The organism is Bacteroides sp. AM10-21B (genome assembly GCF_003472565.1).
Classification (GTDB): domain Bacteria; phylum Bacteroidota; class Bacteroidia; order Bacteroidales; family Bacteroidaceae; genus Bacteroides; species Bacteroides propionicigenes.
Map to the genome: position 1 here is coordinate 199,416 of NZ_QRME01000006.1, position 22,164 is coordinate 221,579.

At 48.0% G+C, this 22,164-nt stretch carries 17 protein-coding genes, 1 tRNA gene and 1 pseudogene; 14 read left to right on the forward strand and 5 right to left on the reverse strand.

The window, feature by feature from the left end; all coding sequences use genetic code 11:
- Positions 1 to 112 precede the first annotated feature (112 nt).
- The 8 genes from DW121_RS09720 (at position 113) to DW121_RS09755 (ending at position 13,898) form a co-directional block, all read left to right on the forward strand.
- Positions 113 to 2,827: a DNA gyrase/topoisomerase IV subunit A gene (locus DW121_RS09720; protein WP_117711649.1), complete on the forward strand. Its 2,715-nt coding sequence runs from the start codon at positions 113 to 115 to the stop codon at positions 2,825 to 2,827.
- A complete protein-coding gene (locus DW121_RS09725) occupies positions 2,814 to 3,659 on the forward strand; it encodes a DUF3316 domain-containing protein (RefSeq protein WP_118323665.1) in 846 nt (281 codons plus the stop codon). The genes DW121_RS09720 and DW121_RS09725 overlap by 14 nt, the downstream gene beginning before the upstream one ends.
- A gap of 26 nt (positions 3,660 to 3,685) precedes the next feature.
- Complete coding sequence (locus DW121_RS09730) at positions 3,686 to 4,717, forward strand: S41 family peptidase (protein ID WP_117711707.1); 1,032 nt, start codon at positions 3,686 to 3,688, stop codon at positions 4,715 to 4,717.
- 80 nt (positions 4,718 to 4,797) lie between these two features.
- Positions 4,798 to 4,879 (forward strand) — tRNA-Leu (locus DW121_RS09735).
- A gap of 179 nt (positions 4,880 to 5,058) precedes the next feature.
- Complete coding sequence (locus tag DW121_RS09740) at positions 5,059 to 8,097, forward strand: SusC/RagA family TonB-linked outer membrane protein (protein ID WP_118323666.1); 3,039 nt, start codon at positions 5,059 to 5,061, stop codon at positions 8,095 to 8,097.
- A gap of 69 nt (positions 8,098 to 8,166) precedes the next feature.
- Positions 8,167 to 9,690, forward strand: a complete 1,524-nt coding sequence (locus DW121_RS09745) for a RagB/SusD family nutrient uptake outer membrane protein (RefSeq protein WP_117711652.1) — start codon at positions 8,167 to 8,169, stop codon at positions 9,688 to 9,690.
- A 319-nt stretch (positions 9,691 to 10,009) separates the two neighbouring features.
- Positions 10,010 to 12,343 (forward strand): beta-glucosidase BglX, encoded by a 2,334-nt coding sequence (bglX, locus tag DW121_RS09750; protein WP_118323667.1) that lies wholly within the window; start codon positions 10,010 to 10,012, stop codon positions 12,341 to 12,343.
- A 199-nt stretch (positions 12,344 to 12,542) separates the two neighbouring features.
- On the forward strand, positions 12,543 to 13,898 hold the full coding sequence (locus tag DW121_RS09755; protein ID WP_118323668.1) for a glucoamylase family protein: 1,356 nt from the start codon (positions 12,543 to 12,545) through the stop codon (positions 13,896 to 13,898).
- Positions 13,899 to 13,907: 9 nt separating this feature from the next.
- Here the strand turns inward: DW121_RS09755 and DW121_RS09760 are convergent, their stop codons facing one another.
- Entirely contained in the window at positions 13,908 to 16,121 is a 2,214-nt protein-coding gene (locus DW121_RS09760) for a TonB-dependent receptor domain-containing protein (protein WP_410492040.1), read from the reverse strand.
- A gap of 283 nt (positions 16,122 to 16,404) precedes the next feature.
- On the opposite strand from DW121_RS09760, the gene DW121_RS09765 reads away from it, so the two are divergent.
- Genes DW121_RS09765 through DW121_RS15720 form a run of 3 tightly spaced genes read left to right on the forward strand, consistent with a single transcriptional unit; the run spans position 16,405 to position 18,185 of the window.
- A complete protein-coding gene (locus DW121_RS09765) occupies positions 16,405 to 17,646 on the forward strand; it encodes a site-specific integrase (protein ID WP_118294548.1) in 1,242 nt (413 codons plus the stop codon).
- The gene (locus DW121_RS09770) at positions 17,618 to 17,992 is read left to right on the forward strand and encodes a hypothetical protein (protein ID WP_118294547.1); all 375 of its coding nucleotides are present in this window, start codon (positions 17,618 to 17,620) and stop codon (positions 17,990 to 17,992) included. The genes DW121_RS09765 and DW121_RS09770 overlap by 29 nt, the downstream gene beginning before the upstream one ends.
- Complete coding sequence (locus tag DW121_RS15720) at positions 17,961 to 18,185, forward strand: hypothetical protein (RefSeq protein WP_187120024.1); 225 nt, start codon at positions 17,961 to 17,963, stop codon at positions 18,183 to 18,185. Before DW121_RS09770 ends, DW121_RS15720 begins: the two co-directional genes overlap by 32 nt.
- Positions 18,186 to 18,332: 147 nt before the next feature.
- On the opposite strand, the gene DW121_RS09780 is transcribed toward DW121_RS15720, so the two are convergent.
- Genes DW121_RS09780 through DW121_RS15615 form a run of 3 tightly spaced genes read right to left on the reverse strand, consistent with a single transcriptional unit; the run spans position 18,333 to position 19,201 of the window.
- Complete coding sequence (locus DW121_RS09780) at positions 18,333 to 18,638, reverse strand: helix-turn-helix domain-containing protein (RefSeq protein ID WP_118294545.1); 306 nt, start codon at positions 18,636 to 18,638, stop codon at positions 18,333 to 18,335.
- 52 nt (positions 18,639 to 18,690) lie between these two features.
- Positions 18,691 to 19,002, reverse strand: coding sequence for a helix-turn-helix domain-containing protein (locus DW121_RS09785; RefSeq protein WP_118294793.1), 312 nt, complete (start codon positions 19,000 to 19,002; stop codon positions 18,691 to 18,693).
- Between the two features lie 52 nt (positions 19,003 to 19,054).
- Positions 19,055 to 19,201, reverse strand: coding sequence for a hypothetical protein (locus DW121_RS15615; protein ID WP_158573924.1), 147 nt, complete (start codon positions 19,199 to 19,201; stop codon positions 19,055 to 19,057).
- A 271-nt stretch (positions 19,202 to 19,472) separates the two neighbouring features.
- On the opposite strand from DW121_RS15615, the gene DW121_RS09790 reads away from it, so the two are divergent.
- Positions 19,473 to 19,982, forward strand: a complete 510-nt coding sequence (locus DW121_RS09790; protein WP_118294544.1) for a DUF3408 domain-containing protein — start codon at positions 19,473 to 19,475, stop codon at positions 19,980 to 19,982.
- Between the two features lie 281 nt (positions 19,983 to 20,263).
- Positions 20,264 to 20,686, forward strand: coding sequence for a conjugal transfer protein MobA (gene mobA / locus DW121_RS09800; protein WP_118294543.1), 423 nt, complete (start codon positions 20,264 to 20,266; stop codon positions 20,684 to 20,686).
- Positions 20,687 to 20,782: 96 nt separating this feature from the next.
- Here mobA and DW121_RS09805 read toward each other — a convergent pair whose 3' ends face one another.
- Positions 20,783 to 21,400, reverse strand: coding sequence for a helix-turn-helix domain-containing protein (locus tag DW121_RS09805; RefSeq protein WP_158573925.1), 618 nt, complete (start codon positions 21,398 to 21,400; stop codon positions 20,783 to 20,785).
- 4 nt (positions 21,401 to 21,404) lie between these two features.
- Between DW121_RS09805 and DW121_RS09810 the strand changes: the two are divergent.
- Positions 21,405 to 22,100: pseudogene (locus DW121_RS09810) on the forward strand (DNA methylase); the annotation flags it as partial.
- Between the last annotated feature and the right edge of the window lie 64 nt (positions 22,101 to 22,164).

Sequence of the window (22,164 nt, forward strand, 5' to 3'; positions counted from 1 at the left end):
ACCTGCTTTAAAAAACTCCTATACAGTTTTTCTTTAATGGAATATAATTTGTATTTTTGCCTGCAACTGCCAAACCAGCAGCAATTCATGAATAGACAATTCCCGAATAAATATGAGCGAAGACTTTGAAGGACCAAAAGACGATTTGGATAAAGAACTCCCTGAAAGGGGTGAAGGGCATTCGGACTATAAACCTGCAGATACCAATGATGTAAGCATCAAGCACCAGCTGAGCGGTATGTATCAGAACTGGTTTTTGGATTATGCCTCTTACGTAATTCTGGAACGTGCCGTACCTCACATCATGGACGGATTAAAACCTGTCCAACGACGTATTCTACATTCTATGCGGCGTATGGAAGACGGGCGTTACAACAAGGTAGCCAACATCGTGGGACATACCATGCAGTTTCACCCTCACGGTGACGCCAGCATCGGTGACGCACTGGTACAGCTCGGCCAGAAGGATTTGCTTATTGACTGCCAGGGAAACTGGGGTAACATTCTTACGGGAGACAGCGCAGCCGCCCCCCGTTACATTGAAGCACGCCTCTCCAAATTTGCGCTCGATGTAGTGTTCAATCCCAAAACAACAGAATGGAAGCTGTCATACGACGGACGAAATAAAGAACCGGTGACGCTCCCCGTCAAATTCCCCCTGTTATTAGCACAAGGAGTGGAAGGTATCGCTGTAGGTCTGTCTTCCAAAATATTGCCGCACAATTTCAACGAGCTGTGTGATGCATCTGTAAAATACCTTCACAACGAGGAATTCAAACTCTATCCCGACTTCCAAACAGGCGGAAATATTGACGTATCAAAATATAACGACGGTGAGCGCGGAGGAGCTGTACGTGTACGTGCCAAGATTGAAAAAGTAGATAACAAAACACTTGTCATTAGAGAAATTCCTTACGGGAAAACAGTAGCCAGTGTTTGCGATTCTATTGTCAAAGCAAGCGAAAAAGGGAAAATCAAGATAAAAAAAGTAGAAGACCTAACTTCCGGAAACGTAGAGATACTGGTGCACCTTGCTCCAGGTGTATCATCAGACAAAACGATTGATGCACTTTATGCCTTTACGGATTGTGAAGTCAGCATTTCACCCAACTGTTGCGTCATTGACGAACAGAAACCACACTTCCTCACCGTGAGCGATGTACTGAGAAAGTCAGTGGACAATACATTGGCTTTATTGCGCCAAGAACTGGAAATACGCAAAAACGAAATACTGGAAAGCCTGCACTTCTCCTCATTGGAGAAGATATTCATTGAAGAGCGTATCTATAAGGATAAGGAGTTTGAGCAAGCCAAAAACATGGATGCCGCCTGCGAGCACATCGACGAGCGTTTAACTCCTTACTATCCCACATTCATCCGCGAAGTGACTAAAGAAGATATCCTCAAACTGATGGAAATAAAAATGGCGCGCATCCTCAAGTTCAACTCCGACAAGGCAGAAGAACTGATTGCCCGCATGAAAGCGGACATCGAGGAGATAGACCGCCATCTGGCAAACATCGTGGAATATACGGTAGACTGGTTCCGTATGCTGAAGGAGAAATACGGCAAAGGCTTCCCGCGCCGTACCGAGTTGCGTAACTTCGATACCATCGACTCTACCAAAGTGGTGGAAGCCAATGAGAAACTGTACATCAACCGCGAAGAGGGATTCATCGGCACAAGCTTGAAGAAAGACGAATTCATAGCCAACTGTTCTGACCTCGACGACGTAATCATTTTCTTCCGCGACGGACGTTACATCATTACTCCGGTAGCAGACAAAAAATTCGTAGGCAAGAATATACTCTATGCCAACGTATTTAAGAAGAACGACAAACGCACCATCTACAACGTCGTCTACCGTGACGGAAAAGAAGGTACACATTATATCAAACGTTTTGCCGTAACTTCCGTAGTACGTGACCGCGAATATGACGTGACACAAGGTGCACCCGACTCACGTATCGTATATTTCACTGCCAATCCCAACGGTGAGGCCGAGGTCATCAAGGTAACGCTTAAGCCTAACCCGCGTATACGTCGCATTATCTTCGAAGAGGATTTCAGCCAAATCAACATCAAAGGACGCCAGGCTATGGGTAATATACTCACCCGTAACCCGGTTCATAAGATAGCCTTGAAACAACGCGGCGGTTCTACATTGGGCGGACGAAAAGTATGGTTTGACCAAGATGTGCTGCGCCTCAACTATGACGGTCGCGGAGAGTATCTTGGTGAATTCCAAAGTGACGAACAAATCTTGGTGGTATTGAATAACGGTGAGTTTTACACCAGCAATTTCGATGTAAACAATCATTACGAAGACAGCATACGGGTACTGGAGAAATATGATCCGAACAAGGTTTGGACAGCTGTTCTTTATGATGCCGACCAGCAAGGTTATCCGTATATCAAGCGTTTCTGTTTTGATGCAAGCAACCGCAAGCAGAACTATTTGGGTGAAAATAAGGACAATCGTCTCATTCTGTTAACTGACGAATATTATCCGCGGCTGGAAGTCATATTCGGTGGTCATGATAATTTCCGTGAACCGTTAATTATTGATGCGGATGAGTTTATCGCAGTGAAAGGTTTCAAAGCCAAAGGAAAACGGTTGACTACTTACACACTGGACACTATCAACGAATTAGAGCCCACCCGCCAGCCGGAAGCTCCGCAAACTACCGAAAGCTTTGATGAGGAAGAAACAGAGATCCTGGACCCGGATCATGGAAAGAGTGAAAGCGACATATTAGATGAACTGACAGGGCAAATGAAATTGTTCTCTAACAATGATGATAGCGAGGAACATGAAACTACCTAAGCCGGTGATAGCCATTATCTGCCTTGTTCTGTTACTACACAGCAGTACCATACAGGCCCAGCTTCCCGCAGAAACGGAAGGCTTGGAGCAAAGCCGTCTAGTAACTCGTGCCACCATGTACGGTATAGGTTTTACAAACATATTCGACACCTATCTGTCCCCACAAGAATATACCGGAATCGACTTTCGTGTCTCACGCGAAAGTATGCGTATGACCAAATGGATGAACGGCAGATTGTCTTTGCAAAGCTTCTTTCAAGCCGACATCGGTTATACCCACAACAAAGTGGATAATAACAATACATTCTCCGCATTGGCAAACTGGAACTATGGTCTGCACTACAACTTTCCGATAACGAGTAACTTCAAGTTACTTGCCGGCGGTCTTGCCGACCTAAATGGCGGTTTCGTCTATAACCTGCGCAATACCAACAATCCGGCATCGGCACGTGCCTATATCAATTTGGATGCATCGGGTATGGCTATCTGGAACTTACGTGTAAGAAACTACCCACTGACATTACGTTACCAAATCAACCTGCCGCTAATGGGTATCATGTTTTCACCGCACTATGGTCAATCCTACTATGAAATTTTCTCATTAGGAAACAGTAGCGGAGTAGTGAAATTCACCTCATTACACAACCAACCTTCATTGCGACAAATGCTCACGGCAGACTTTCCGATAGGGCGAGCCAAAATGCGTCTCGCCTATATATGGGATGCTCAGCAATCTAAAGTGAACGATATAAAGACGCATGTCTATTCACACGTATTCATGGTGGGCTTTATAAAGGAGCTCTATTTATTAAAAAATAAGAGGAAAAGGTGATAGGATAATAAATGGTAAATGATAAGATGATAGGATTTCTAAAAAAGATAATGGTTCTGGTTGTCGTGCTTTCTTTGCTAAGCAGTTGTATCCGCGAAGAAGAAACTACCAATTCTCCGAAAGGGAACTTTGAGGCACTATGGAAAATTATCGATGAGCAGTATTGTTTCTTGGAATACAAGCAAATAGACTGGGATGCCATCCATACAAAATACAGTAAGCTCATTACCAATACAATGAGTAGTGAAGGGCTTTTTGAAGTACTGGGAAATATGCTGAATGAACTGCAGGATGGGCACGTTAACTTAGCCTCCGCCCATAATGTATCTTACTATGACGCATGGTATCAAGATTATCCACGCAATTTCCGTGAAGACATCGTAGAAGATGTCTATCTGGGTAAGGCCAGTACCGACTACCGTACCGCCGCAGGTGTCAAATATAAGATATTTGAAGATAATATCGGCTATATGCGTTACGAAAGTTTCTCTTCGGGAATAGGCAATGGCAATCTGGACGAGATTCTCTCCTACCTTGCCGTATGCAACGGACTTATCATAGATGTGCGCAGTAATGGCGGCGGCAATGTAACCAACTCCACACGCATTGCCGCCCGTTTCACCAACGAAAAAGTGCAGACCGGATATATCTGCCATAAAACAGGCAAGGGACACAATGACTTTTCCGAACCCTACCCCATAGAGTTAGAACCCAGCAACAGCATACGCTGGCAAAAGAAAGTGGTAGTACTGACCAACCGCCGCTCATACAGTGCAACCAACGATTTTGTCAACCAAATGAGTTGCCTGCCTAATGTCACCATCATGGGTGACAAAACCGGTGGCGGCTCCGGTATGCCTTTTACCTCCGAACTGCCTAACGGGTGGACAGTCCGCTTCTCTGCCAGCCCGCATTTCAATGTCAACATGGAACAGATAGAATGGGGAATAGAGCCTGACATCAAAATTGATATGGACGAGGCTGATGAAGCAAAGCATATAGACACTATCATCGAAAAAGCCCGGGCTTTCCTTAAAGGAGAATGGAATCCGGAATGAAATGAATAACTTTCTTTACCCTTTTGCTTGTAGAACCGGGAAAACTTCTTATCTTTGCACCGCTTAACGGAAAATCCCCTGCGGGTGTGGCGTAATTGGCAGCCGCGCCAGACTTAGGATCTGGTGCCGTGAGGCGTGTAGGTTCGAGTCCTATCACCCGCACACATATTTTATAAAAGACAAACAACAGGGAAAGAAGATGTACATAAATACATCTTCTTTTTTCTTTTCCCACGGATTGTGTTAAAAACCTGAGATATATAAAGGTCTGAAATCTTTTTTGCATCCTGATTGTTTCAGAGGAAATTATCAAAGTTAGTTATCCACTAAAACTTTATGCAATGAAGAAAAAACCTAAACTTCCTATGAAGAGAGCCTTTTGGCTGAAAAATCTATTTCTGACGGCATGCTTGCTCCTTGCGGCAACTCCCAGTTTCTCTCAAAACAAAACAGTGACCGGCACGGTGACCGATGCAACAGGCGAACCGCTTATCGGAGCGTCCGTACTGCAACAAGGTACTTCCAACGGTGTCATTACGAACATTGACGGAGAGTATTCCATCCAAGTACCGCCCGAAGCCATCTTGGAGTTTTCCTATGTAGGCATGGTGAAACAATCTATCAAGGTGGGCAACCGGAGCGTTATCGATGTACAGATGCACGATGATTCGCAGATGCTTGCCGAGACAGTCGTCATCGGTTACGGTAGCGCCAAGAAACGCGACCTCACCGGTTCCATCACCAACATCAAAGGTGATGAAATTGCCAACAAACCCGTAGTCAACCCGGTAGCTGCCCTACAAGGCAAGATAGCCGGCGTACAGGTCATCAACTCCGGTAAAGCCGGTGCCGACCCCGAAATACGCGTGCGCGGTACAAACTCCATCAACGGCTACAAACCGCTGTATGTAGTAGATGGCCTGTTCAATGACAACATCAACTTCCTCAATCCGCAGGACATCGAGTCCATGGAAATCCTGAAAGACCCGTCATCACTCGCCATTTTCGGTGTGCGCGGCGCCAACGGTGTCATCATCATTACCACCAAGAAGGCCAAAGAAGGGCAGACGCGTGTCAACATCAACGGCTCGTTCGGTTTCAAGACCGTAACGAACAAGATTGCAATGGTCGACGCAGCCGGTTTCAAAGAGCTTTACAACGAACAGTTGAGGAATGAAGGTAATCCCGAATTCGACTTCACTCCCTGGACGGGCAATACCAACTGGCAGAATGAAATTTTCCAAACCGGATTCATCACCAACAACAACGTCAGCATCACGGGCGCTTCTGCCAAACACAGCTTCTACCTCGGTGCCGGTTATGCCTACGAGCAAGGTAATATCAAGCACGAGAAATACAGCAAAGTCACACTGAATGTAAGCAACGACTATAAAGTTACGGATAACTTCAAAGTCGGCTTCCAGTTTAACGGTGCACGCATACTGCCTGCCGATACCAAGAGTGTGGCAACAGCTCTCCGCGCCGCACCGGTAGCTCCCGTATACAATGCGGAATACGACCTGTACACCACCCTACCCGGCTTTCAGAAAGCACAGATGAATAACCCTATGGTCGATGTGGACTTGAAAGCCAACACCACCCGTGCGGAAAACTATCGTGCGTCGGGCAATGTATACGGTCAATGGGATTTCCTGAAGAACTTCCAGTTCAAAGTGATGTATTCCATGGATTATGCTTCCAACAGCAACCGCACTTACACCCCTATCATCACCGTATTCGACAGCAGTGTGGAAGGCAACATCGTAACCCTCGGCAACGGAAAGACCGGAGTGAAACAATCCAAAGAAACCGAAGCCAAAGTACAGAGCGACTACCTCCTGACCTACACCAATACTTGGGGCAACCATAGTCTGACCGCCACCGCCGGCTTCACAACCTATTATAATAAATTGGAGATGCTGGGCGGAGAACGTACGCAAGGAGTAGGTCTGGTTATTCCCGACAATCCCGATAAGTGGTACGTCAGTATTGGCGATGCGGCAACCGCCACCAACGAAAGCAAGCAATGGGAGCGCAGCACCGTATCCATGCTGGGACGTGTGCTCTATAATTACAAAGGAAGATATCTGTTCAACGGTTCGTTCCGTCGTGACGGTTCTTCCGCATTCTCTTATACCGGAAACCAGTGGCAGAACTTCTATTCCGTCGGTGCAGGCTGGCTGATGTCTGAAGAGGAATTCATGAAAGATATTACTTGGTTGGATATGTTGAAGCTGAAAGGTTCATGGGGTACGCTCGGCAATCAGAATCTGGATAAAGCCTATCCTGCCGAGCCGTTGCTCACCAATGCCTACTCTGCCGTATTCGGCAAACCATCCGCCATCTATCCGGGCTACCAGCTGTCCTACCTGCCTAATCCCAATCTCCGTTGGGAGAAAGTGGAAGCTTGGGAAGTAGGCGCAGAAGCCAACTTCTTCCGCAACCGCCTGCACTTTGAGGGTGTATATTACAAGAAAACCACCAAAGACCTGCTGGCAGAAGTGCCGGGCATCTCCGGTACGGTTCCGGGCATCGGCAATCTCGGTTCCATAGAGAACAAAGGTGTGGAACTCGCTATCAACTGGCGTGACCAGATTGGCGACTGGGGATATAACGTAGGCGCCAACTTCACAACAATCAAGAACAAAGTATTGAATCTTGTACAAGACGGTTACTCAATCATTGCCGGAGACAAGAGCCAAAGCTACACAATGGCCGGTTATCCTATCGGTTACTTCTACGGCTACAAGGTGGAAGGCGTATACCAGACAAATGAAGAAATAGCGCAATCTCCCAAAAATACCTTGGCAACCGTTACACCGGGTGACTTGAAATTCAAAGATGTGAACGGTGACGGTGAAATCACCACTGCCGACCGTACCATGATAGGCGACCCCACTCCGGATGTCACTTACGGCATCACCCTCGGTGTAAACTACAAAAACTGGGAACTCGGCATCGACATGATGGGGCAAGGCGGCAACCAGATATTCCGTACATGGGACAACTACAACTGGAGCCAGTTCAACTTCATGGAGCAACGTATGGATCGTTGGCACGGACCGGGCACAAGCAATACCCAACCTTTGCTGAATACGAAGCATACCATCAACAATATGAATTCCGAGTACTATATCGAAGACGGCAGCTTCTTCCGCATCCGCAACGTACAGTTAGCGTATAACTTCGACAAGACCCTGATATCCGGAATCGGTATGCAGGCCTTGAAACTCTATGTCAACATCCAGAACCTGAAAACGTGGAAACACAATACCGGTTACACTCCCGAACTGGGCGGCACAGCCATTGCTTTCGGTGTAGACGACGGCAGCTATCCGATGCCTGCCATTTACACGTTCGGCTTCAATCTGACATTCTGACCTGCATAGCCCGGAGCAAAGTTCCCTTGCAGAATAACAGTATTTTATTAAATCTATAATAGGAAAATTATGAAACTAAAGAATAAGATATTAACCCTGATAGCAGGCACACTCACCACCTTTGCCCTGACATCCTGTAATGACTTCCTCGACCGTGACCCTCTGGGACAGTTCACCGAAGACGATGCCCCCAACGCCCTTATCGGCGGAAAGATGTACAACGTATACTACCTGATGCGCAGCTATAATATCACTGCAGGCATACCCGCCTTCATGATACACATGGTGCGCAGCGAAGATTCCGAGAAAGGAAGCGATGCCGGCGATGGTGCTGACCAAGCAGCCATGTGGGACGACTTCCAGTACACAGCTTCCAATGGTACGCTCAGTGCCTATTGGGGACAGAATTATAAAATCATCTACCAGTGCAACGAAATACTCGATGATTTGGAGAACAGTGGAAACAAAGATGATTTGGAGAACGTCCGCACCAAAGGCGAAGCCCTGTTTTTCCGCGCCTATTGTTACTTCAACCTTGTACGCGCATGGGGAGAAGTGCCGTTAGTAACGTTCAAAATAAAAGAAGCATCCGATGCCAATGTACCCAAAACCGCCGCGGACAAGATATACGAGCAAATAGACAAGGATCTGACCGAAGCCGAGAAATGCCTGCCGCGGACATGGACTTCCGAATATACCGGACGCATCACATGGGGAGCCGCCCGTTCGCTGCACGCCCGTACCTACATGATGCGCAACGATTGGGGCAATATGTACGACGCCTCTACCGAAGTAGTCAAGTCAGGCATCTACAATCTGAACACTCCGGTGGACAAAGTATTTACCGTTGAAGGTGAGAACTGCGGTGAAAGCGTATTCGAGTTGCAATGCGAATCGACCGACGCACTGAAAAACAGTGATGTCATCGGCAGCCAATTCTGCCAAGTACAAGGTGTGCGCGGTGCAGGAGACTGGGACCTCGGTTGGGGTTGGCATATGGGTACTACGCTTTTAGGACAGGCCTTCGAGCCCGGCGACCCTCGCAAAGACGCATCCCTGCTCTATTTCCGCCGAAGCATCAGCGACCCTATCACCCCGGAAAACACTAATAAGCCTTACGGTGAGTCTCCCGTATCTACCGCTATGGGAGCTTACTTCAACAAAAAGGCATACACCGAGCCCGAGCTGCGTAAGAAATATACCAAAGACGGCTTTTGGGTAAACATCCGCATCATCCGCTACCCGGACGTATTGCTCATGGCCGCCGAAGCCGCCAACGAAAAAGGTATTTCGGGTGAAGCTATCGACTATCTGGAACAAGTTCGCGCCCATGCACGCGGTACGGACAGCAGCATACTTCCCAAAGTTACGTCTATCGACCAAAGCACACTGCGTGATGCCATCCGCCACGAACGCCGTGTAGAGTTGGCATTGGAGCCCGACCGCTTCTACGACCTTGTACGCTGGGGAATTGCCAAAGAGGTACTGCAAGCTGCCGGAAAAAACTATCAGGACAAGAATGCCCTACTGCCATTGCCGCAAGACGAGATTGACAAATCGAATGGGGTACTGGTACAGAATCCTGATTATTAGCCGGTAGCGAGTAACGATTCGTACCATGCGGCATGATAACACAACCTAAGGCTGAAAGTCTTTTATTGAGGAAGTGTTAATTGAAAAGAATATAGTGTTAAGAATACATAGTAAGTAAATGTGCATAATTAGTTTATACTATCTGTCATTCAGAGCGTAGCGAAGAATCTACTCTCTTGATGTATACACAGAGAAGAGATTCTTCGCTACGCTCTGAATGACAGATACTCTTGATATAAATTAAAAATCAACACTTACTTATTAAGAAGCATAGCATTAAGAAACATAACATTAAAAACATATTACAAAGAAACATATTATGAAGAAGTTTTTCAAAAAAACAAGTCTGTTACTGGCGGCCGCCTTTATGGGCGCCGCCACGATGCAGGCACAGAAATCTCCTCAAGACATGGACCGCTTTATCGATGCACTGCTAAAGCGAATGACCGTAGAAGAGAAAATCGGGCAGTTGAACCTACCCGTTACCGGTGAAATCACTACCGGACAAGCTAAAAACAGTGATGTAGCCAAGAAGATTGAACAAGGACTCGTCGGAGGTCTTTTCAATCTGAAAGGAGTAGCCAAGATACGCGACGTGCAGAAGCTGGCAGTAGAAAACTCACGCTTGGGCATCCCCCTGCTCTTCGGTATGGACGTAATACACGGTTACGAAACAATCTTCCCTATCCCTTTGGGACTTTCCTGTACTTGGGATATGGCAGCCATCCAAGAATCTGCGCGAATTGCTGCCGTTGAAGCCAGTGCCGACGGTATCTCTTGGACATTCAGTCCGATGGTAGACATCAGCCGCGACCCGCGCTGGGGACGTGTCAGCGAAGGCAGCGGCGAAGATCCCTTCCTCGGTGGAGCGATTGCCAAAGCAATGGTATACGGCTATCAGGGAGCCAACCTCTCCGACCAGCTGAAGCGTAACGACGAAATCCTTGCTTGTGTCAAGCACTTCGCCCTCTACGGGGCAGGCGAAGCAGGTCGCGACTACAATACAGTAGACATGAGCCGCAATCGTATGTTCAACGAATATATGTACCCCTATGAAGCTGCCGTAGAGGCAGGTGTGGGAAGTGTAATGGCATCTTTCAACGAGATAGACGGCGTACCCGCCACAGCCAACAAATGGCTGATGACCGATGTGCTCCGCAAGCAATGGGGCTTCAACGGCTTCGTTGTGACCGACTTTACCGGTATATCCGAAATGATAGAACATGGTATCGGCGACCTGCAAACCGTCTCCGCACGTGCTCTCAATGCCGGCATAGATATGGATATGGTGAGTGAAGGATTTGTCGGTACGCTCAAAAAGTCTGTCATGTCGGGTAAGGTAAGCATGAAGACTCTCGACGCTGCCTGTCGCCGCATCCTTGAGGCAAAGTACAAACTCGGGCTGTTCGACAATCCCTATAAATACTGCGACCTCAACCGTCCCGCTCGTGACATCTTTACCAAAGAACACCGCGTAGCCGCACGCCGCATTGCCGCCGAGAGCTTCGTGTTGTTGAAGAACGACAGCATCAAGCAACATCCGGGTTCTCTGCCCGAACCGCTGCTCCCGCTGAAAAAGGAAGGAACCGTGGCCGTTATAGGTCCGTTGGGCAACACGCGCAGCAATATGCCCGGTACATGGAGTGTGGCCGCACGCCTCAACGACTATCCTTCCCTATACGAGGGACTGAAAGAGATGATGTCCGGCAAAGTGAACATCACATATGCCAAAGGCAGTAATCTCATCGGTGATGCCGCCTACGAAGAGCGCGCCACCATGTTCGGACGCTCCCTGAACCGGGACAACCGCACGGACAAGGAGCTACTGGATGAAGCCCTGAAAACAGCCGCCGGTGCGGACGTTATCGTAGCCGCCCTCGGTGAATCCTCCGAGATGAGCGGTGAAAGCTCCAGCCGCACCAACCTCGACCTGCCCGACGTGCAACGCTCACTACTGGAAGCATTGCTGAAAACGGGCAAGCCCGTGGTACTGACCCTCTTCACCGGACGCCCGTTGACACTGACATGGGAACAGGCAAACGTACCTGCCATACTGAATGTATGGTTCGGCGGAAGCGAAGCCGCCTATGCCATAGGCGATGTATTGTTCGGAGATGTCAACCCCAGTGGCAAGCTGACAATGACTTTCCCCAAGAATGTAGGACAGATACCGCTATTCTACAACCACAAGAATACCGGGCGTCCGTTACCGGACGGCAAATGGTTCGAGAAGTTCCGCAGCAACTATCTGGATGTGGACAACAATCCGCTTTATCCCTTTGGATATGGTTTGTCTTACACCACCTTCCAATATAGCGATATTGCCCTGAGCACCCCGTCAATGGGACAGAACGGTTCCATAACCGCCGTAGTCACCGTAACCAACACCGGAAAACGCGACGGCGCAGAGGTCGTACAGTTATATATCCGCGACCTTGTAGGAAGCATCACCCGCCCGGTACGCGAGTTGAAAGGCTTCGAAAAGGTTTTCCTTCGCGCAGGCGAAAGCAAGACTGTTTCCTTCAAGATTACTCCCGAACTCTTACAGTTCTATAATTATGACTTGAACCACGTAGCCGAACCGGGAGAATTCGATATATTCATCGGTGGAAACAGCCAAACTACCCGAACGGCACGCTTCACTTTGAAGTGATAAATTAGTTTCAATGGAGGGAACCGACAGTTTCATACAGGAAAACCAAAAGTTTCAAAGGGGGAAACTCAGAGTTTCAAGCATTGAAACTCTAAGTACCATACGGTTGAAACTAAAAGTTTCCCCCTTTGAAACTTTTGGTTTCTCCCTTGCGAACAAAGTTCTTTCAACAAAGTATTAATTCTTACACCTAAATAAGATGAAATTAATGAACATACATATCCCGCTTCTCTTGCTCTTATTCCTTACAGGAGCTTGCGGTACAAAGAAAACCGACAGCACATCCGAAACGCTGAGTGACGATGCCCTGCTGGATACGGTGCAGCGCCGAACCTTCAATTACTTTTGGGACGGAGCCGAACCTAACAGCGGGCTTGCCCGCGAACGTATCCATATGGACGGTATATACCCCGAAAACGATCAAAATATAGTAACATCCGGCGGCAGCGGTTTCGGCATCATGGCCGTATTGGCAGGTATCGACCGCGGCTACGTCACCCGCGACGAAGGACTGGCACGCATGGAACGCATCGTTTCCTTCCTCGAAACCGCCGACCGCTTTCACGGTGCTTACCCCCATTGGTGGTATGGTGACACAGGGCGGGTAAAGCCTTTCGGACAGAAAGACAATGGTGGCGACTTAGTAGAAACCGCTTTCGTCATGCAAGCTCTCCTTGCCGTACACCAGTACTACGCAAACGGTAATCCGCAAGAAAAAGCACTTGCCGCCCGCATCGACAAGCTATGGCGCGAAGTAGACTGGAACTTCTACCGGCAGGGTGACCAAAACGTGCTCTACTGGCATTGGAGCCCCGAATATGGCTGGGAAATGGACTTTCCCGTACACGGTTACAACGAATGCCTCATCATGTATATCCTCGCCGCCGCCTCGCCTACCCACGGCGTACCTGCGGCTGTATACCATGAAGGTTGGGCACAAAACGGCGCTATCGTCAGCCCTCACAAGGTGGAAAACATCGAACTGCATCTGCGGTATCAAGGCACAAAGGCCGGCCCCCTGTTTTGGGCACAGTATTCTTTCCTCGGACTCGACCCCAACGGGCTGGAAGACGAGTATTGCCCCGGCTACTTCGGTGAGATGCGTAACCTGACACTTGTAAACCGCGCCTACTGCATCCGCAATCCCAAGCACTACAAAGGTTTCGGCCCTGATTGCTGGGGACTGACCGCCAGCTACTCCGTAAACGGATATGCCGCCCACGCACCAAACGAGCACGACGACCGGGGAGTAATCTCCCCCACAGCCTCTCTGTCTTCTATCGTATATACACCGGAGTATTCACTGCAAGTGATGCGCCACCTTTACGGCATGGGCGATAAAGTGTTCGGGCCTTACGGTTTTTACGACGCTTTCAGCGAAACGGACAACTGGTATCCGCAACGTTATCTTGCCATCGACCAAGGTCCGATAGCGGTAATGATTGAGAATTACCGTAGCGGATTACTCTGGAAACTCTTTATGAGCCATCCCGACGTGCAACAGGGATTGCAGAAATTAGGGTTCACTACCCGACAGGCAGAAACCACAAAATAAGCTTTCCCGCTAATTATTCCCGCCTGTTCCTTCAGCACTCTTCACATCATCATTGCTGATAGAACGGGCGGCTTTCTTTACACTGGCTTTCAGTTCGCCGATACGGTAGCTGATGCTGATACCAAAGCGTTGGCGGCTATACTTGCTCCAGTTCTCCTGCATAAAGCCTGTACCCTCCAGCATATCGGTATTGTTCATGTACTTCTTAAAGAAGTTGCTGGCAAAGACAGAAAGAGACAAGCGCTTATCGAAGAAAGACTTGTTGACGCTCAGCCCGTAATCGAAGTAACTACTTCCTTTGCCCTGCAACATCACCCACGGGGTCTGACCGAATACATTCAGACTAATTCGCCAGTCGTGGGGCAACGTCTGCTGTGCACCTCCGTAGGCAAAAAGATTCCATCCGTCGTTCTTGAGACCATTGGCCCCTTCCATATATGAGTAGCTACCATAGATATTAGCATAAATACGAGTACTGGATGTGGCATTCCAATTGATATAACCGCTTAAATTGGCATTTCTACTCTTTCCTATATTCTGATAGGTAGAGTAAAGCACTTCCTTACCGGTAGTCTCTTGCAAACCATCAATCTCGGTATCGGGTATCATCTCGGAGACTCGTTCGATACTGTTATTGGTAAAGGAGTAACGGAGCGAAAGATTGATATTGAACTTCTGCGTAAAGTTACTGTAACTCAAATTGAATGCGTGGCTTTTCTCACTATCCAAATTAGGATTTCCCTGTGTAATATTAGTGGGGTTGCTATCGTTCAGATAAGGATTCAGGTACCAGATACCGGGACGGAAAATACGCATATTATAGCCGAAACGTAAGTTAGCCATATCCGTCAGCTTCCAACCGATGCTGGCGGAGGGGACTACATCGTCAAAGTCTTTCTTGAAATTATCACCCCTACCTAAAAGATACTTCACATTCTGTATGGTATGCTCATAGCGTACACCCAGTCTGCCGGACAGTTTCTTTACCTTCAATGAGTAACCGGCATAAGCGGCCAGAATATCATTCTGATGTTTATAATGCGAACTATGGTCTTCATCGAATTCGTAATCGGACTGTTGCCCGGCAGTGCGCTGGAAACGGTCATCCTCGGAGCTGTTGTTGCGAAGGATATATTTGGCCCCGGCCTCCACAGTATGCATCTTGCCGATAGGAGTAGTATAATCCGCCTGGAAAGTATGTTCCGTAGTATTCTGCGACCCGTCATTGTGCTGGTCGAGCATACGTCTCATAAAGTCTTGCCAATCCGGAGCCACATTATCCATATCGTACTCGTAACCGGAATAAGCATCCGAACTCTGCGGACGGGTATTAATCTTATAGGAGAAGGTAAGCATACGTTCTTTCACGTGAAACAGACGTTGATAGTCGATGCCGCCGTCAATGGAATACCACGAACTTTTGTTGTGACTGCCGGACGTATAATTATATAACTCGTCAGCTGTACCCGGAAATGTAGCCAGTACATCAGTTACGCCGTCACTTTTATTCCTGCCGCCCCAAAGCCCGAAGGACATGGTTACCAAGCGTAAAGTATCAATCTCGTAGCTGGCTTCCATACTGCCGGACTGGAAGTTGCCATTTCCCTTGCTTGTTCCGCTATAATCCAAATCGGACGAACTACTGTTTGTTTCGCCAACCGTACGTCGGTTGCCGCCGGAATAACTGCGGGGTTGGTTATTATAATTGTAATTGTATCGGGCGCTGAACGTCAGTTTGCCGCTCTTTACCGTACCAAACAAGCCTGCACCTGCCCCCCTATTGCTCACATTACCGCTGAATGTGGCCGTGTAACCTTCCAAACCACCACCTACGGTGACAATATTCAAGATACCCCCGACACCTTCCGCATCGTATTTCGCACCGGGATTAGTTATTACTTCTATATGCTTGATGGAGTTGGCAGGCATACTTTTCAGGACTTCAGTCGGGTTATTGCTCATCATGTTGTTAGGCCTGCCGTTGACGTATACCTTAAAGCTGCTACTGCCGTTTACTTTAATATTATCTTCACCGTCCACCGTTACAAGGGGAACCTTGCGCAACATCTCAAGAACCGAGTTTGACTTGGAGTCCGGATCGTCCTGCACATTATATTCTATCTTATCAATATCAGCCTTTACCAGCGGTTTTTGTGCCACGATTTCCACCTGCCCCAGCTCGTTGGAGGCATCCGTAATGTAAATAGTACCGAAATCTACCAACTTTTCTCCCGATTTTTAGGAAAAATCCTCTCCGATAATGCAGGAATGAGCGAATTTGAGTATTTGTCTGATAGCCAGTGATATTTGCACTGTAATGTAGTGATTGGCAGATGGCAGAGATATGGGGTTTGAGAGGAATACAGCAAAGGTTGCGTTTCCAAACCATTACCTGACTACAGAAACTGATTTAACTATAACGGTTTGTATTTCAATATTCTGCACAAGTTTCATTTACAGTCATGCTACTCTCATAATTTAATTTTGCACCAAACAAAAAGTAAGTATGAGAGCGACATTCAAGACCGTGTTCTATGTGAACGCAAGTAAGGAGAAAAACGGAGTTGTCCCCATTATGGGACGTGTGACCATCAACGGAACCATCGCACAGTTTAGTTGTAAGCAGACTATCTTAAAGAGCCTTTGGGATGCAAAGGGCAACCGTGCCAAAGGCAAGAGCAAGGAGGCACAGGCGGTGAACTTCGCGTTGGACAACATCAAGGCACAGATAACGAAACATTACCAGCGGCTTTCAGACCGTGAGGCTTATGTGACGGCAGAAATGGTGCGCAATGCCTATCAGGGATTCGGCACGGAATACGAGACATTGCTACGGGCTTTCGACAGGGAGAACGAGGCGTTCGCCAAACGGGTGGGCAAAGACCGTGCGGTGCGCACCTATCGCAAATACCTGACGGTAAGGCGGTATCTTGCGGAATTTATCCGGTCACATTACAAACGCAGTGATATATCAATGAACGAGCTGACCGAGGATTTCATCCGCGACTATTGCCTGTATCTCCGCAATGAGGTGGGACTTGCCCAATCTTCCGTGTGGATTTACTCTATTCCCCTTAAACACGTGGTCACGGCAGCGCATTACAATGGTAAGATACCACGTAACCCGTTTGCCCTCTACCGTGTGGATCCTGATTTCAAGGAACGGGAATATCTGACGGAAAAGGAACTGAGGGCATTCGCTTCCGTTGAGCTTGCCAATCCCAACTATGCCCAGGCGAGGGATCTGTTCATGTTCGGGGCAATGACAGGCATTTCGTTCATTGACATCAAGAACATGACCATAGAGAACATCGTGGAAATGAACGGTTCCTTATGGGTTGTGTCGAGACGGCAGAAAACGAAAGTTCCGTTCCAAGTCAAACTGATAGACGAAGCCTTGCGGATAATCAAGCGTTATGAGCCGTTCAGGAAGGACAATCATCTTTTCAACATCAGTTCATACGACATGGTAAACCGCCGTATAAAGAAAGTGGCGGAGAAGTGTGGTATCAGCAAGCGAATCTCGTTCCATCTGAGCCGCCACTCCTTCGCTGTGATGGCTCTCAACTACGGAATGCCGATAGAAAGTGTGAGCAAGATACTCGGACACACGGATATCAAGACAACCCAAATTTATGCAAAAGTGACCTGTACCAAACTTGATCATGACATTTCACAGTTTGAAAGCAGGATTGACGGACATTTTACAACGCAAGAATATGGAAAGAGGAATAATAACAATCAGTGAAACGGGTGCAGTCACCATGCCGACCGCACCCGTGTGGATGACGCAACAAGAGATAGCCGACTTGTTCGGCGTATTTTCCTGCCACGTCCGCAAGGCGATTCATTCCATCTACAAGAACAAGGAACTGAACGACTTTGATACGATGAAGTATGTCAGGCAAGCGAATAGAATCAGTTATGACGTTTACAGCCTTGAAATGATTATCGCCATTGCATTCAGGATATGCAGTAAAGAGTGTATCTTGTTCAGACGGTTTGTAATAAATAATATCTGCGCCACCAAGAAAGAAACACCGATTACATTGTTTGTTTCCTGTGGCAAGGGTAACAACCGATGGTATAGTTGAGATTCATTCCGCCAGCCACTCGTTCCCGATGCACGGATGCAAAGGTAGCGCATGGTTTGATGGCAGCGGCAAGGTCGGGCGGCTGTGCCGTTTCGGGCAGAATCTTCCTCCTGTGGAGCGTATTCAGCCCGAAAACCTTGCCACTGCCTGCCATGCGCTTAAAAGGCATCCGGTAACGGAAACAAGCGACTGACGGAAAATCAGAGGATAGAAAAGAACGGCTTACAGACGGAACAGGATTTTGACGCTTCATCCGTAAGCCGTTCCTTTTTTCTTTTTGTCGGAAATCCATTGCTGCGCAGTCACAGGGCAGACGGCAAACTGCGCTCCTTCAAGAAAATCATGTGCCTGTCAGCCGATAGGCGGAGCGGTAGCCATCTGCAAGCATCCTTTCGATGTCGGATTCACGGTAGAGAATTTTGCCACCCAACTGGATGTAGGGTATCCGTCCTTCATTACGGTAGTCCTGAAGTGTCCGACGGCTCACTTTCAGCCGTGCCGACACTTCCTTGTCCGTGAAGAAACGCTCGCCGCCCAGTGTCGGGCGGTAGTTGGCAGTCATACGCTCAAAGCTGTCAAGCAGACGGTCAATGCTGTCCATGAAGTGGATTATCCACTCGCTGTCCTTGTCAATCAGTTCATTCATACATTTTGGATTTAGTGGGTATTGTTATTTTACTTCGCTCATTGAATCAAGTTCATATCGTCCTTCCCTTGAATCTCGCTTCTTTTCGTCTGTCTTCCACAACGGAAACGACACGCTGCACGTCTTCGGGACGGTAGTACGTCTTGTGGTTTATCTGCGAGTAAGCAAGCGTGCCGTTATCCCGTAGGGTCTGCAATGTGCGCGGACTGATGTTCAACATCCGGCACACGTCCTGATTATCCATCCATTCTGCCATTTTCTTCTCTCCGTGCCGCTGGCAGACGGCTTCCATGCGGCGGACGAAATGGTCGAACTTGGCGACCATCGCTTCAAAGGTCTTTCTTTCGATTGATACTATTTCCATATACTTCATTTTTGTTATTGTTTCTTCTCGTCGCAAAGAAAAGGGTAAACCTTTATAAAACAATGGTTTTTTCAAAACTGGCAGCTTGTGGCACAACGATGTAGCGGTTGTCCATAGTAGTAATGGCTAAATACACCTTTCCTACCCGATTGTCGTGTCTAGTGTCTATATTGTAATAAGTGTAGGAACGGACTACCATTGCCGTATTCTTAACAAGACAGAACAAACCATCGGTGGGATTGGAAATAAGCCCTTATTTCTCTTCCGCATCGCATCCCGTTTAATCCAAGCACTCCAGCAAAACGGTGAAGTCTGCACTGATGTCCGGACAGGTATTAAGCAAAGCCACACAAAATTGCCGAATCGAATCCAAACGCTTGACTGACTGCATTAAAGCACCTTATTTCGCTGGCGACAATCGGTCGAGGTACTGACCAAGACCATAGTAATAACTTAATCTATTTGTTTTTATGGCAACAAAAAAAGAATCAGTCATCAGTGAACAAGAAGTTCAGGAAATCGTGGAAAGAATGGGGCGCAGGGAATCCCGTGACAGGACATCCTTGAATGACTTCTACAAGCGTATCGGTTTGGAACCGGACGAGCCGGAACATACCGATGCTCCCGGTATCTCTGAAACGGGAATCTCCGTGACGGAAGAAACAGCGGAAGAAGCGGCGAATGAAGTGCTTGAAGAAGCTGTAAGTGACATGCCCGGAAAAGCGGCAATGCCGCAGAGGCGTATCAGCAGCAAGCAGCGCAAGCTGTCATTGGACGAGTACCGTACCACTTATCTCCATGTTCCCAAGATTGCCGACCGTAAGCCCGTGTTCGTCAGCGGCAAGGTGCGCGACAGTCTGGACAGGATAGTCCGCTACTTCGGCGGCAGGGGCATGAGCGCATCGGGGATGGTCGAGAACATCGTCCGCCTGCACCTTGAGACCTACAGGGAGGACATCGAGCAGTGGCGCAAGCTTTGAGGGGATTGTGGTGGAAACGGTCAAGCCGGTGGATGCACTCCATCGGTTTGACCGATACCCCAAGTGAGTTATTGCACTCACAACCCAATCCGACAGACGGAGGATTTGTGTGTCCTCAAAGACACAGCAAGATATATTTTCAGTTACTCCGGTTGATTCCGGTAACTGAAAACCCTTGCACTGCCGTGGGCTGAATTATCCTCCGCAGTCGGATAATTTCCAAGTTTTTTAATCGGAGATTAGATAGTGAATGAACCATTAAATTGAAAAAAGAAGATAGGATGAAAAAGAACTGTAAGTACGGGAGAAATCCCGTGTTGAATCCGAAGACACACTGCGTGATGGTGCGTTTCGATGATGTGGAATGGAATAAGTTCCTCACGATGTACGAGGAATCACAGGTATATGCGAAAGCCGTCTTTCTCAAGGCGCATTTCTTCGGGCAGAAATTCAAGGTGATGAAGGTGGACAAGGCGATGTTTGAATACAGCACCAAGCTCTCCGACTTCCATGCCCAGTTCCGCGCCATTGGCACGAACTATAACCAAGTCGTGAAAGAATTGCGCTGCCATTTCTCGGAGAAGAAGGCAATGGCTCTACTCTATAAGTTGGAGAAGTGTACCATCGACCTTGTGAAGTTGAGCCGGGAGATTGTTGGGCTTTCGAGAGAGATGTATGCCAAATGGGAACAACGGAAGGAATGACCATGTTTATAAAGTAACCAGAAAGTTTTAAGTGTAGTTATGTAGTTCAGGAAACAAAAGCACCCTTAATCCGGTGCATTTTTGTTTCCTGAATCATTACGGCATCACACTATTCTTCCTATACTCAGATAAAGATGTTCCCGTTTGTTTGCGGAAGAAACGGCACATATAAGACGTATCGGGAAAATGTAAGTGGAGTGCCATCTGCTCTGCTGTCATAGTAGTGTTGCGTAGCATATACTTCATTTCCAAAATTACTTGACGGTCTATTGCCTGTTTGGGAGTCTCTCCACAGACTTGACGGGTAACCATTGCCAAATAATTAGGTGTTATACAAAGCCGGTTTGCATAATAAGCCGTAGTGCGATGTTCTCTGAAATGGTCGAATAAGAGATTATAGAATTTCATGCAGAGTGCTTCTGCCGGATTTCTGTTATCTTTCACTGGCTGGTCACCATTGCACCGTTTCCATTTGTCATAGTAATCGAGCGCAAAGGCGTGCAACAAACCTGAAAGGATATTTGGGTGATACAAATTGGCATGGTCTGTATAAATATCACCCAGTATTTTCATCCAATCGCCCATCGTATCGCCCATCTGCAATATAGGCGAGGCATAAAAGCTGTCGTAAAAACCATTGGGAATATCATAGAAAGACTTTTCCGCAAAGTCCCTGCTCATCAGACAATAGAAAGTATTGAATGCTGCTGTCATGGATGAGAAAGCGGAACGCATAGAGGCATGGATGGGTGACAATCCCGAAAATGAGCGTATGCCGGAGGTGAAGCAGGCGTTGGAGGCTCTGAAAGATGCCGAGCCGCAGCGCATCGCCTTCGAGGATCTGGACTTCAATTTCGGGGAACGCTGGATTCCGACGGGTGTCTATGCCGCCTACATGAGCCGGCTGTTCGACACGGAGGTGAAAATCGCCTATTCCGCAAGCATGGACGAGTTTTCGGTGGTGTGCGGCTACCGCACCATGAAAATCACGGACGAGTTTCTGGTGAAGGGGTATTACCGGAACTATGACGGTATGCACCTCCTAAAACACGCCCTGCACAACACCTGCCCTGACATGATGAAGTCCATCGGCAAGGACGAGCATGGCAACGACATCAAGATGCGCGACAGCGAGGGAATACAACTCGCCAACGCCAAGATTGACGAGATACGAAACGGCTTCTCCGAATGGCTCGAAGAGCAGTCGCCGCAGTTCAAGGAGCGGCTTGTGACGATGTATAACCGCAAGTTCAACTGTTTCGTGCGCCCGCGCTACGACGGCTCCCATCAGACCTTTCCCGACCTCAACCTGAAAGGGCTGGCAAGCCGGGGTATCAAGAGCGTCTATCCCTCACAGATGGATTGCGTCTGGATGTTGAAACAGAACGGCGGCGGAATTTGCGACCACGAGGTGCTGCGCCCATAAGGGCATATAGTAAATGTAGGCTTAGCAACCTACCCGGCAAGGGTTTTCAACG

What these genes read in the sequence shown, in the direction of transcription:
- DW121_RS09720 (WP_117711649.1), top strand. Translation starts at nt 113, where the DNA reads ATGAGCGAAGACTTTGAAGGACCAAAAGACGATTTGGATAAAGAACTC.
- DW121_RS09725 (WP_118323665.1), top strand. Translation starts at nt 2,814, where the DNA reads ATGAAACTACCTAAGCCGGTGATAGCCATTATCTGCCTTGTTCTGTTA.
- DW121_RS09730 (WP_117711707.1), top strand. Translation starts at nt 3,686, where the DNA reads ATGATAGGATTTCTAAAAAAGATAATGGTTCTGGTTGTCGTGCTTTCT.
- DW121_RS09740 (WP_118323666.1), top strand. Translation starts at nt 5,059, where the DNA reads ATGAAGAAAAAACCTAAACTTCCTATGAAGAGAGCCTTTTGGCTGAAA.
- DW121_RS09745 (WP_117711652.1), top strand. Translation starts at nt 8,167, where the DNA reads ATGAAACTAAAGAATAAGATATTAACCCTGATAGCAGGCACACTCACC.
- bglX (WP_118323667.1), top strand. Translation starts at nt 10,010, where the DNA reads ATGAAGAAGTTTTTCAAAAAAACAAGTCTGTTACTGGCGGCCGCCTTT.
- DW121_RS09755 (WP_118323668.1), top strand. Translation starts at nt 12,543, where the DNA reads ATGAAATTAATGAACATACATATCCCGCTTCTCTTGCTCTTATTCCTT.
- DW121_RS09765 (WP_118294548.1), top strand. Translation starts at nt 16,405, where the DNA reads ATGAGAGCGACATTCAAGACCGTGTTCTATGTGAACGCAAGTAAGGAG.
- DW121_RS09770 (WP_118294547.1), top strand. Translation starts at nt 17,618, where the DNA reads ATGGAAAGAGGAATAATAACAATCAGTGAAACGGGTGCAGTCACCATG.
- DW121_RS09780 (WP_118294545.1), bottom strand. Translation starts at nt 18,638, where the DNA reads ATGAATGAACTGATTGACAAGGACAGCGAGTGGATAATCCACTTCATG.
- DW121_RS09785 (WP_118294793.1), bottom strand. Translation starts at nt 19,002, where the DNA reads ATGGAAATAGTATCAATCGAAAGAAAGACCTTTGAAGCGATGGTCGCC.
- DW121_RS15615 (WP_158573924.1), bottom strand. Translation starts at nt 19,201, where the DNA reads ATGGTAGTCCGTTCCTACACTTATTACAATATAGACACTAGACACGAC.
- DW121_RS09790 (WP_118294544.1), top strand. Translation starts at nt 19,473, where the DNA reads ATGGCAACAAAAAAAGAATCAGTCATCAGTGAACAAGAAGTTCAGGAA.
- mobA (WP_118294543.1), top strand. Translation starts at nt 20,264, where the DNA reads ATGAAAAAGAACTGTAAGTACGGGAGAAATCCCGTGTTGAATCCGAAG.
- DW121_RS09805 (WP_158573925.1), bottom strand. Translation starts at nt 21,400, where the DNA reads ATGACAGCAGCATTCAATACTTTCTATTGTCTGATGAGCAGGGACTTT.